General features: G+C 61.1%; 7 protein-coding genes and 1 riboswitch. All 7 genes read right to left on the reverse strand.

The features are described 5' to 3' along the window. Positions 1-67: 67 nt before the first annotated feature. Positions 68-907 (reverse strand): 16S rRNA (guanine(527)-N(7))-methyltransferase RsmG, encoded by an 840-nt coding sequence (locus J3R75_RS14415; RefSeq protein WP_307262831.1) that lies wholly within the window; start codon positions 905-907, stop codon positions 68-70. 32 nt (positions 908-939) lie between these two features. After that, a complete protein-coding gene (locus J3R75_RS14420) occupies positions 940-2,550 on the reverse strand; it encodes a peptide chain release factor 3 (RefSeq protein WP_307262834.1) in 1,611 nt (536 codons plus the stop codon). A 123-nt stretch (positions 2,551-2,673) separates the two neighbouring features. Continuing rightward, positions 2,674-5,535, reverse strand: a complete 2,862-nt coding sequence (uvrA, locus tag J3R75_RS14425) for an excinuclease ABC subunit UvrA (protein ID WP_307262836.1) — start codon at positions 5,533-5,535, stop codon at positions 2,674-2,676. A gap of 62 nt (positions 5,536-5,597) precedes the next feature. Continuing rightward, on the reverse strand, positions 5,598-6,902 hold the full coding sequence (locus J3R75_RS14430; protein ID WP_307262838.1) for a phenylacetate--CoA ligase family protein: 1,305 nt from the start codon (positions 6,900-6,902) through the stop codon (positions 5,598-5,600). Between the two features lie 171 nt (positions 6,903-7,073). Next, positions 7,074-8,375, reverse strand: coding sequence for a sigma-70 family RNA polymerase sigma factor (locus tag J3R75_RS14435; RefSeq protein ID WP_307262840.1), 1,302 nt, complete (start codon positions 8,373-8,375; stop codon positions 7,074-7,076). A 121-nt stretch (positions 8,376-8,496) separates the two neighbouring features. Continuing rightward, entirely contained in the window at positions 8,497-9,294 is a 798-nt protein-coding gene (locus J3R75_RS14440; RefSeq protein WP_307262842.1) for an FHA domain-containing protein, read from the reverse strand. Positions 9,295-9,422: 128 nt separating this feature from the next. Then, on the reverse strand, positions 9,423-11,177 hold the full coding sequence (locus J3R75_RS14445; RefSeq protein WP_307262845.1) for a proline--tRNA ligase: 1,755 nt from the start codon (positions 11,175-11,177) through the stop codon (positions 9,423-9,425). Between the two features lie 567 nt (positions 11,178-11,744). Continuing rightward, positions 11,745-11,906: riboswitch (FMN riboswitch) on the forward strand. Positions 11,907-12,032 lie beyond the last annotated feature (126 nt).

Raw genomic sequence — 12,032 nt, forward strand, 5'->3', positions numbered from 1 at the left:
TATATGAATCCGCAGTTTGCGCCGATTGCTTTTCATCAGCGCAAGCGGCGGATTTTTTGTTGTTTGGTCACCGGCGGGGTTTGGCGCTTGGTGGTTTGGGATGTTTGGTTTTGGCGTGGTGTTTAGCGGTCTTGGCGTGGTGTTTGGACTTGGCGGTGGTCATATCGTCTGAGCGGAGGGCGAGGATGACCCAGCGGTCGGGGTCGTTTTCGTCGAGTGCGAGTTGGTGTTCCTCCATGAGGGTGAAGCCGTAGTTAGGGAGGGCGTGGAGGAAGTCGTCGCGTTCTTTAGTGGGGTAGGCTGGTCCTTTGAGGAGCATGAGGATGCCATTGATGGCGAGGAGTTCGACGGCGTCGGGGAGGAGATCGGCGGCGGGGCCGACGGCTCTGGCGGTGACCATTTGGCATTGCTGGTGGAGCTCGGGGTGGTGGCTGGCGACTTCGCGGCCGCGGAAGGCGTAGGCCTGGGGGTTGGCGCAGGGGGTGAGTTTGACGGCTTCCTGGAGGAATGCGGCTTTACGGGCGCGGCTGTCGACGAGGACCCATTGGCGGTCAGGAATCCAGGTCATGAGGGGCAGGCCGGGGTAGCCGCCGCCGGAGCCGAGGTCGAGGACGATGTCGCCGGGGGCGGTGTAGGCTTCGACCAGATTGCAGACTGTGAGGGAGTCGAAGATATGGAATTTGAGGTAGTCGAGGGGGGAGACGAGGCGGGTGAGATTGAGCCAGCTATTGACGCCGGCGAGGTGGCTGTAGATGGCCTCGAGGCGTGAGCGTTTTTCGTCATCGACGGTGAGTTCGAGGTCTTTGCAGGCGGCGATGAACCATGCCCAGGCGTCGTGGTCGAAGGCCAGCCGGGGGTATTTGTCCGGCTTGAGATCATCTGGATTGAGAACGTGTTCGGTGGGCATGGCGTGGCTCCGGGTGGGGGCGGGCTGGGTCATCAGATGCACTCGCCTTGGAGGGTGGAGAATTTGCTCAGGGGGACATTGGGATTTTTTTCTGCGAAGTAGTCGACGCTCCACTGGTCGGGGAAGAGAAGCACGGGCACGTGGTCAGTATCGAAGGCGATGCGGACATTGCTGCCCATGTAGGCGCCTTTGAACTGTTCGACGTCGGTGTCGGGTTCAAGCCAGCGCACTTCGGTGAAGGGGGTGACTTCGAGGCGGACATCGGCGGCGTATTCGGTTTCGAGGCGGTGTTTGACGACTTCGAACTGCAGCTGGCCGACGGCGCCGAGGAGGGCGGTTTTCTGTTGGCTGTTATGGAGATAAAAGACCTGGATGACGCCTTCGTTGAGGAGTTGTTCGAGGCCATCGCGGAACTGTTTGAATTTGGACGGCGTGTTGTTGTGGAGGTACGAGAAGACTTCGGGTGGGAAGCGTGGTATTTCGTGGTAGTGCAGATCGGGGATTTGGGTGAGGGTATCGCCGATGCGGAACGCGCCGTGGCTGACGAGGCCGACGATATCGCCAGGGTAGGCGGTTTCGACGCTTTCGCGTTCCTGGCCGAAGAGTCGTTGCGGGTATGAGAGACGGATGGGCTTGTTGCCGCCGCGGGGATTGGGGACGGTCATGTCCTTGGAGAAGACGCCGGAGCAGATGCGGATGAAGGACAGACTATCGCGGTGATTGGGGTCCATGTTCGCCTGGATTTTGAAGACGAAGCCGGAGAAGTCGGGGCGGGTGGGCTCAATGAGTCCCTGGCTGGACTTGCGGGGCATGGGCGGCATGCCGTGGCGGACGAAGTAGTTCAGGAGCAGCTGCACGCCGAAGTTGTTGATAGCGCTGCCGAAGAAGACTGGGGTGAGTTCGCCGACGCGGACCTTCTCGTCGTCGAAGGCCTCGCCGGCGAGTGACAGCAGTTCGATTTGTTCGAGCCATTCCTGGTGGATGGACGGGTGGAGTTGGGCGCTGATGCGGGGGTCGTCGGCGCCGGTGACGTGGTCGGCGGCTCTGCTGGCGCCCTTGCCTTGATTGGCGTAGAGGTGCAAGGTTTTCTCCAGGCGGTCGTAGACGCCCTTGAAGTCGGGGCCGTCGCCGAGGGGCCAGGTGACGGGGAAAGCGCCGATGCCGAGGACGCGTTCGAGCTCATCGAGCAGCTCCAGGGGATTGAGGGCGGGGCGGTCCATCTTGTTCATGAAAGTGAAGATGGGGATGCCGCGCATGCGGCAGATTTCGAAGAGTTTGCGGGTGCGTTCCTCGATGCCCTTGCCGGCGTCGATGACCATGATGACGCTATCGACGGCGGTGAGCACGCGGTAAGTGTCTTCGGAAAAATCCCGGTGGCCGGGAGTGTCGAGCAGATTGATGCAGAAGCCCTCGTACTCGAATTGGAGGACGGTTGAGGACACGGAGATGCCGCGTTCGCGTTCGAGGTCCATCCAGTCGGAGGTGGTCGAGCGCTGGTTTTTCTTGGCGCGGACAGAGCCGGCCTGCTGCAGGGCGCCGCCGTAGAGGAGGAGTTTTTCGGTGAGGGTGGTTTTGCCGGCGTCGGGGTGGGAGATGATGGCGAAGGTGCGGCGGCGTTGAATCTCGTGTTGGAAGTCGCTCATGAAGGCCCTTGGGTGGATATGGAGAACGGTTGCTGAAGACGGTTGGGAGGATGGGCGTTGTGCCGCGCGGGACGCATGGGCGTTGGACGGCAGACGCTGGTGGTGCGGATGTAGTCGGCGTCGCTACGAGAAAGGATGGCCGGCATCGCGGAAGAGCTGGGCGAGGAACTGGCCGGTGTAGGATTTTTTGCAGGCGGCGACGGCTTCGGGCGTGCCGGCGACGACGACCTTGCCGCCGGCGTCGCCGCCTTCGGGGCCGAGGTCGATGACGTGATCGGCGACCTTGATGACATCGAGGTTGTGTTCGATGACGAGGATGGTATTGCCCTGATCGCGGAGAGCCTGCAGGACGAGTAGGAGGTGGTCGATATCGGCCAGATGGAGGCCGGTGGTGGGCTCGTCAAGGATGTACAGCGTGTGGCCCTGGGGGCGGCGTGACAGTTCGGTGGCCAGTTTGACGCGTTGGGCTTCGCCGCCGGAGAGGGTGGTGGCGGGCTGGCCGAGGTGGATGTAGCCCAGGCCGACATCGCGCAGGGTGTTCAGCTTTTGCTTGAGGCGTGGGATGGCCGAGAAGACCTCGCAGGCTTCGTTGACCGTCATGTTGAGCACGTCGGAGATATTGTGGCCTTTGTAGCGGACATTGAGGGTCTCGCTGTTATAGCGCTGGCCATGGCAGTGTTCGCAGCTCACATAGACGTCGGGCAGGAACTGCATCTCAATTTTCTTGATGCCATCGCCGCGGCATTCATCGCAGCGGCCGCCTTTGACGTTGAAGCTGAAACGGCCGGGGCCGTAGCCGCGGAGTTTGGCGTCGTTGGTCATGGCGAAGATTTGGCGGATGACATCGAAGAGGCCGGTGTAGGTCGCCGGGTTTGAACGCGGGGTGCGGCCGATGGGGCTTTGGTCGATGACGATCATTTTGTCGACGTGGTCGAGACCGTCGATGCTGCGGTGTTTGCCGGGCTCGTCGGTTTTGATGCCGAGCTGCTTGTTGACGGCGCGGGTGAGGATGCGGTTGATGAGGGTGGATTTGCCGGAGCCGGAGACGCCGGTGATGCAGCAGAAGGTGCCGAGGGGGATGCTCACGTCAATGCCGCGGAGGTTGTTTTCGGCGGCGCCGCGGATGACGACGGTGTTGCCGTTGCCGGGCAGGCGGGTGGCGGGGATGGGAATGGCGCGAGCGCCGGACAGGAATTGCCCGGTGAGGGATTGCTGGCAGCGGGCGACTTCGTCGGGCTTGCCGGCGCTGACGACGTGCCCGCCGTTGCGGCCGGCACCGGGGCCGAGATCGACGATGTAGTCGGCGGCGCGGATGGTATCGAGGTCGTGTTCGACGACGATGACGGTATTGCCGAGGTCGCGCAGTTTGAGGAGGGTCTGGAGCAGGCGTTCGTTGTCCCGCTGATGGAGACCGATGCTGGGTTCGTCGAGGATATAGAGCACGCCGACGAGGCCGCTGCCGACTTGGCTGGCCAGGCGGATGCGCTGGGATTCGCCGCCGGAGAGCGAGCCGCTTTCGCGGTTGAGGGTGAGGTAGTTGAGACCGACGGCGCGGAGGAAGCCCAGGCGGTTTTTGATTTCGCGGACGATTTCGTCGCCGATGGCGCGTTCGTTGTCGGTCATGGCGAGTTCGTCCATGAACTGGTAGGCCTTGTCGATGCTCAGGGAGCAGAACTGGTGGATATTGAGGTCGTTGATCGTGACGGCGAGGACTTCTGGTTTGAGGCGGGCGCCGTGGCAGCTCGGGCAGGTTTCGAAGGTCATGTGGTCCTGCAGGCGTTCGCGGAGTTCGTCGCTTTCGGATTCGCGGTAGCGGCGGAGCAGGTTGGGGATGATACCCTCGAAGGGCTTGCGCCAGGGCTGGAGCTTGCCTTTCATCCAGACATCAAAGACGACGACATCGTCGCCGCTGCCGTAGAGGAGGATTTGGCGTATTTTTTCTGGTAGGTCTCGCCATGGCGTGGTGAGAGAGAAGCCGTAGTGGGCGGCGAGGCAGCGGAGATAGTGGTTGTAGAGGATAATGGTCCGGCGCATGCCCCGTCGCCAGAGTGGGATGGCGCCATTTTTGATGGAGAGGGAGGGGTCGGGGATGATGGCGTCGGGCGTGAAGATGAGGCGGGCGCCGAGGCCGTCACAGGCCGGGCAGGCGCCGTAGGGGGTGTTGAAGGAGAAATTGCGCGGGAGGAGTTCGCCGAAGCTCAGGTCGCAGTGGGTACAGGCGAGGTGTTCGCTGACGAGTTCTTCCTGCCAGCCGCTGTCGGCGGCGGGGTCTTCGGTGAGGATGCTGATGACGCCGTTGCCTTTTTTCAGGGCCAGCTCGATGGAGTCGGTGAGGCGGCTCTGGTCGGTGCGGCCGGTGACCAGGCGGTCGACGACGGCTTCCAGCGTGTGCTTTTTGGTCTTGGCGAGTTTGATGTCGTCGTCGAGACTGCGGATTTCGCCGTCAATGCGGGCGCGGGTGAAGCCGTCCTTGCGCATGGTGTCGATGATATCGACATTTTCGCCCTTGCGGCCGCTGATGTAGGGGGCGAGGAGCATAATTTTTTTGTCTGGCGGCATGTTGCTGATTTTAGCGCAGATGGCCTGGGCGCTTTGGCCCTGGATATGGCGGCCGCATTTGGGGCAATGGGGTTTGCCGACGTGGGCGAAGAGCAGTCGGAGGTAGTCGTAGATTTCGGTGGTGGTGGCGACGATGGAACGCGGGGAGCTGCCGGCGCTGCGCTGTTCGATGGCGATGGCGGGCGAGAGGCCGTCGATATGCTCGACCTGGGGTTTTTGCAGGCGGTCAAGGAACTGCCGGGCGTAGGCGGAGAGGCTTTCGACATAGCGTCGCTGGCCTTCAGCGTAGAGGGTATCGAAAGCCAGGGACGACTTGCCGGAGCCGCTGGGGCCCGTGATGACCACCAAGGCGTCGCGAGGGATAGTCAGGGTGATGTTTTTGAGATTGTGTTGGCGGGCGCCAATTATTTTGATGCTTTCGGGCATGGCTGGGATGCTTCAATCTGCTCGGGGGTGAGAAGGGCGGTTGCGGGCGTGGCTATGGGTGGTCAGGCGCGGAGGTCTTTGACGCGGACGGCTTTGCCTTCGTTTTTGGGCAATTCACCGGGGCCGACGAGTTGGATGGCGGGTGTGACGAGGATTTCGTCGCGGAGGTCATTGGCGATGCGTCGGCGGAGGGCGTCGAGTTGCTTGTAGTCGTCGGTGAAGGATTCGCTTTTGAGTTCGGCCTGTACGGTGAGGGTATCGCCTTCGTCATTGCGGTCGAGGACGATAAGGTAGTCGCTGCCGATTTCGCGGATGCGCATGAGGACGCGTTCGATTTGGATGGGGAAGACATTGCAGCCCTTGATGATGAACATGTCATCGGAGCGGCCCTTGATGCGGTCGATACGGCGGGATGTACGGCCACAGGGGCATTCGTCGGGAATGATGCAAGTGAGATCGCGGGTGCGGTAGCGGATGATGGGCATGGCTTCGCGGTCGAGGGTGGTGAGAATCATCTCGCCGATTTCGCCGTCGGGGACGGGTTCGAGTGTGTCGGGGTTGACGATTTCGAGCAGGTAGCAGTCTTCCCAAAGGTGCATGCCGTTCTGGTAGCTGCATTCGAAGGCTACGCCGGGGCCGTTCATTTCGGTCATGCCGAAGGAGTTGTAGGCCTTGGCGCCGAACATTTCCTGGATGCGCAGGCGGGTTTCTTCCGAGTGGGGTTCGGCGCCGATGAAGAGCCGTTCGAGCTTGGTGTCGCGGATGGGATCGAGGCCATTTTCGAGGAAGACGGCGTGGAGACGGCCGAGGTAGCTGGGGATGGAATGGGCAATGGTGGTGCCGAAGTCCTGCATGAGCTTGATTTGCCGGCGGCTGTTGCCAGCGGCGGCGGGGATCGTGAGGCAGCCGAGGCGTTCGGCGCCGTACTGGAAGCCGAGGCCGCCGGTGAAGAGGCCGTAGCCGCTCATGTTTTGGAAGACATCGGCGGGTCGGGCGCCGGTGGCGAACATGGAACGGGCCATGAGGTTTGCCCAGGAGTCGAGGTCGTGGCGGGAGTAGAGGACGGCGGCGGGGTTGCCGGTGGTGCCGCTGGTGCAGTGCATGCGGATGATGTTGTCTTTGGGGCAGGTGAGCAGCTCGAAGGGATAGCAGGCGCGGAGGTCGTCCTTGGTGGTGATGGGCAGCTTGCGGACGTCGTCATAGGTCTTGATGGACTCGGCGCTGATATTCAGCTCGCGGTAGAGCTTGCCGTAGAATGGCGAACGGAGGGCGCGGGTGATGCTCTCCCGGAGTTTTTTGAGCTGGAGTTCCGCCAGCTGTGGGCGGGGGAGGGTTTCGATGTCCTCTTGCCAGTAGATGCTGCTCATGGTCATGGGTCCTCTGTTCGGAGCGCTGGGAAAAACCGGCGGCGCGTGCCTGTGATCAGTGGGCGGGCGCGGTGCCGGTGGCGGTCAATGAAAAATGGCGTGGGCCGGTCTGCTTCCGGTTGCAGGCGACCGGGCGCGGCAGCAAGGGGCTATGGGCCGTGGTTGCCGCGCTCATTTGTAGCCCTCGAAAAACTTGAGATTGCCGGGCGTGCGCAGTTTATTGATGGCGGCGGCTTCGATTTGGCGGATGCGTTCGCTGGACAGGTTCAAGTCCTTGCTGATGGTGGCGAGGGTTTCGACTTCGCAGCCATTGAGGCCGAAGCGGCGGCTGATGATTTCGCGTTCGCGGTCATCGAGGGAGTCCAGGGCGAGTTTGACGGAGTCCTGGAGGGTATTTTGCGCGGCGATGTCCTGCGGGTGCGGGGCGTTGTCGTCAGGCAGCAGGTCCTGGATATTGGTGTCGGTGTTGGTGATGGCCTGCAGGGATATGGGCTGCATGGTCATTTTGAGCAGGGCGCGAACGCGGGCTGGCGAGAGGTCAATGGCGGCGGCAATGTCTTCGGCGCTGGGTGGATCGCCATTTTTCTGCAGCAGCAGTTGTTCAGCCTGGCGGATTTGATTGACTTGACGGAGGGTGTTTGCCGGGAGGCGGATGATGCGGCTGTTGTTGGTGATGGAGCGGAGAATGGCCTGGCGGATCCAAAAACTGGCGTAGGTGCTGAAACGGTGCCCGCGCTGGTAATCGAATTTCTCCACGGCGCGCATGAGGCCGATATTGCCTTCCTGGACGAGATCGGGCAGGGGAATGCCGTAATTGAGATAATTGCGAGCGATGCTGATGACGAGGCGCAGATTGCGTTCGACCATGATGGTCCGGGCTTCGCGCAGCAGCGCGCAGTGGTGATGCAGGGGCTCTTGGGCTTTTTTCCACTGCGCCGCCGGGATAAAGCAGCTGCGGATGGCGTCGTTGTCAATGAGTTTGAGGCATTCGTCGAAGAAATAATCGCGCAGTAGCAACGGTGCGCAGCGTTCCCAGAAGATGGCGTGGTTGCTGATGCGGGGAATGTCTTCTGGCGCGGGGTCGTTCTTCTTGTCGCAACTGGGGAGAAATGACTCAACGATTTGTTCGAGCAGTTCATGAATGCTGCCGTCTTCCTCGCTGTCCTCAACTTCGATGAAATTGCCGAGGCGTTGGCCGGATTTGGGTACGTTGAGAATAGCCAGTTCGAAGAGGATGAGGGCGGGGAACTGCCGGATGATGGCCTGAATCTGCTGACGGGCTTCGTAGAACTGTTTGGCGTAGAAGAACTCTTCCTGCGGCGACAGTCGCGGGTAGCTGCCGACCATGCGGAGGTACGAGGTCTGCAGGTCCTGGCTACCGGCACCCTGGGGGCGTTGGCGGGACTGGCAGCTCGCATCATCGGCGGTCGGGCCACTGTCAGGCGAATGGACTGTGTTGTCGGATTCTGCCACGGTTTGCGGGTGCTCGTTTCGAAAAGGGGGTGATTGCGGGGCTTTGGAGGTAAACAAGTAATATAGCGGCTTTTTCGCTCCCGCCGCGCGTAGGCGGCGATGGGGTTGTGGTCAGGGTGGTCTAGAGCAGAGACAGCAGCATGTAGGCGACAATGGCGAAAACAGCGCCAAAGGCCAGGACGGAAAGGATCATGGGCCAGGTGATGGACATTTTCGGGTGCAGGATGGCTTGCACGGCCGGGTCGCTCAGAGGGCTTTGGGCGTGCTGGCCTTTTTTGCCGGTGCTGGCCTCGACGCCCTTGGCAATACGCACGCCCTTGGTGAGGTGGATCTTAGTGTCGGCCATGGTGATCTCGTCACCGACTTTGATCTCGACGGGGGTTTCGCCGACCGCTTTGTCATTGACGGCTGAGCGGTTGCTTTTGAACATGTTCTTGTAGCTGACCTTGTCGCCCTCGACCCGGATTAGGCCATGGAAGCGGGAGACATCATCGGTGCGGACGGTGACGTAGTTGTCAGCTGAGGAGCCGATGGAGTTTGCGCCAGGCCAGAGGACGGCGCGGCGCAGGGGGTTGTTGGTAGGTATGTCCCAGGTGATGTCGTAGGGCGAGGGGCCACATAAGGCGCCGACGCAGAGGAAGTATTGGCCAAAACGGATGACATCGCCGTCGCTGACGCTGCCTTCCTCAAATTTTTCCGCGTCTTTATAGAGGCCGAAGTGGCTGTTATTGGAAATTTTCCATGTCAGTCCCTGTTTTTCGAGGACGAAGTGTTCGCGGCTGATGGTGGTGTCGGCGATAGCTTTGAGGGACACGTCGCAGCTGGACGACCGCCCGACGCTGATGCTGGACGAGAAGTCTTCAGAGGCGAAGCGTTTGAGTTCTTCGCCGAAATGATTGTAGATTCTGAAGATTGGCATGGTAGTCGACGGGTGGCGGTCGGCGGTGGGGCTCAGTTTCGGGGTGGGGGTGGAGCGGGGCGGTTCCGGTGGTGTACGGCGCTGTGGCCGGGCACTAGCCCTGGCGCGGCGTCGTAGACAATGGCTACTCAGGCCGTAGGCGTGTCAGGGCGGCAGAGTGCCATGAGCTCCTGGATTTGCTGCTGGACGAAGGGTAAGACGCCGTCCAGGGCAATGAGTTCGGAGCGCTTGCCCCAGTTGCGTTGTTTAAATTCGACCTGGCTTTGGGCCAAGGTCTTGGGCGAAACGACGAGGCGCAGGGGCACGCCGATGAGATCGGCGTCGGCGAAGGCGAAGCCGGCCTTTTCGCCGCGGTCGTCGTAGAGGGCGTCAATGCCGGCATCGAGGAGGCTCTGGTAGAGATTGTCGCATGCTTGGCGAACCTCGGGCTGATTGATATTGAGGCCGATGAGGTGTACCTGGAATGGCGCGATGGCCATAGGCCAAACGGGGCCATAGTCGTCATGGCATTGTTCGATGACGGCGGCCATGGCGCGGCCGACGCCGATGCCGTAGCAGCCCATGATCATGGGCTTGCTTTTGCCGTCCTGGTCGAGGTAGTTGCAGGCCATTGGCGCGGAATACTTGGTGCCAAGCTGGAAGATATTGCCGACTTCGATGCCCTTGAGGGCCTGGAGCGGCTGGCCGGTGAGGGGGCAGGGATCGCCTTCGCGCACGGTCGCGATGTCGGTGATCATGATGTGCTCGCGGCCGGCTGCATCGCGCGCAAAATTGAAGTTGAGCATGTGGTGGTCTTCTTCATTGGCGCCGACGACGAGGTTGCTGGATTCGCTGACAGAGGGGTCGACCACCACGCGGATCTTTTTCGCGTCGATACCCAGCAGCGACGCGAAGCCGGGGACGGTCCCGGCGGCGCGGATGAGCTCGTCGTTGGCAAAGTCGATTTCGGGGCACTGAATAGCCTTGCGCAATTTAGCTTCGTTGACCTCAAGATCGCCGCGGATGCAGACGAAGACCAGCTTGTTGTCCTGATCCTTGTAGAACACGGCCTTGCAGGTCTGTGCGGGGCTGAGTTTGAGGAAGGCGGCGACGTCGGCGATGGTCTTGCAGCCGGGCGTGTGGACCTTGTTGAGAGGCAGTGGCGCATCCTTGGCGAAGGCGAGCTTGGCCACGGCGACTTCGCGGTTGGCGCGGTAGCTGCCGTCGGGCGAAGCAAAGATGGTATCTTCACCGCAATCGGCGATGGCCATGAATTCATGGGACACGGCGCCGCCCATCATGCCGGAATCTGAGAGAATGGACAGGCACTGCTTGAGGCCGATGCGCTTGAAGATGCGCACGTAGGCTTCGTGGCAGCGCTCGTAGTACTTCTCCAGGCAATCCTGAGAGCCGTGGAAGCTGTACGCGTCCTTCATGGTGAATTCGCGGACGCGGATGAGCCCGGCGCGGGGACGGGCCTCGTCGCGGTACTTGGTCTGAATCTGGTAGAGCATGGACGGCAGCTGCTTGTAGGACACCAGCTCGGTGCGGGCGACCTGAACGACAGCTTCCTCGTGGGTCATGCCCAGGAGCATGTCCTTGCCATTGCGGTCCTTGAAACGCAGGAGCTCGCTGCCGACCTTGGCATAGCGGCCGCTTTCCTCCCAGAGTTCCGCCGGCAGGACCACCGGCATGCGGATCTCCTGGCCGTCGACGCGGTCCATTTCCTCGCGCAGAATCTGCTCAATTTTGCGGGTGATGCGCCGGCCGAGGGGCAACAACGTGTAGAGGCCAGCGGATACGAGGCGCACATAGCCGCCCCGGATCAGAAAAATGTGGCTGGCCGTCTGGGCATCACGGGGGGCTTCTTTGAGGCGTTGGCCGACAAGCTGGGATAATTTCATAATTGATGCGGTTTTTCTGGCTGCAAGGGGGTGTTTTTTTACTTCGGGACTTGCCGTTAGCGGGTCTTGGGCAACAATAACGGACCGTCGCCTGCGGAGATGCGGCGCCGGAGGCATAACGAATACAAACTGCACAATATAATTTAGGAATGACTTGTGGCAACCGACGGCAAAGGGGCAGTAACAAAAGGTTGTAATGCCTCACCCATTGATACTGGCGGTTCCAAGGAACGCCAGGGACCGTGCGGGCTAATTGGCGCGGCGCACTGGGGCGAGGACTCACGGACTCATGAGGCATGATCCCATGGATTGGACCGTGGAGACTTTCGGGACCACGGGGAATGACGCATTGGACTCAAGGGACTGTTTGGCCGACTTCCGGGACTCCTGGGAGCGCCGCCGTCCCGGCGGCAGTCGAGTGCAGTCGAGAGCAGTCGAGTGCAGTCGAGAGCAGTCGAGTGCAGTCGAGTGCAGTCGAGTGCAGTCGAGAGCAGTCGAGAGCAGTCGCAGGCGGAATGCTCTATTGCTAAAGGCAGGTTTTGCGGGTATATTAGGCGTTTTTACAGCAAGGTATTTCGGGGCAGGGTGCAATTCCCGATCGGCGGTGACAGTCCGCCCGTCCTCAATGTGCGAGCAGTGGCTGCTGATGTCGATGGCATCAGTGGTTTGAGGGCTGACACGGTGCGATACCGTGACCGACAGTGACAGTCTGGATGAAAGTGATGTCTTGCTGTTGTGTATGGCGTTGGTTCAGAGTGGCGTTCAGGCGTTGTTCTGGATTGATTGCCGTGCCTTTGCGTTGCCCCGGGCGAAGGTAGGTTGATGAACAGCCGACAGTGAGCGGCGGGTAACAAA

Origin of the sequence: Oligosphaera ethanolica (genome assembly GCF_030814695.1) — a bacterium.
Lineage (GTDB): Bacteria > Verrucomicrobiota > Lentisphaeria > Oligosphaerales > Oligosphaeraceae > Oligosphaera > Oligosphaera ethanolica.

Coding starts and splice junctions, on each gene's coding strand:
- J3R75_RS14430 (WP_307262838.1), bottom strand. CDS start 6,902: ATGAGCAGCATCTACTGGCAAGAGGACATCGAAACCCTCCCCCGCCCA.
- J3R75_RS14440 (WP_307262842.1), bottom strand. CDS start 9,294: ATGCCAATCTTCAGAATCTACAATCATTTCGGCGAAGAACTCAAACGC.
- J3R75_RS14415 (WP_307262831.1), bottom strand. CDS start 907: ATGCCCACCGAACACGTTCTCAATCCAGATGATCTCAAGCCGGACAAA.
- J3R75_RS14445 (WP_307262845.1), bottom strand. CDS start 11,177: ATGAAATTATCCCAGCTTGTCGGCCAACGCCTCAAAGAAGCCCCCCGT.
- uvrA (WP_307262836.1), bottom strand. CDS start 5,535: ATGCCCGAAAGCATCAAAATAATTGGCGCCCGCCAACACAATCTCAAA.
- J3R75_RS14420 (WP_307262834.1), bottom strand. CDS start 2,550: ATGAGCGACTTCCAACACGAGATTCAACGCCGCCGCACCTTCGCCATC.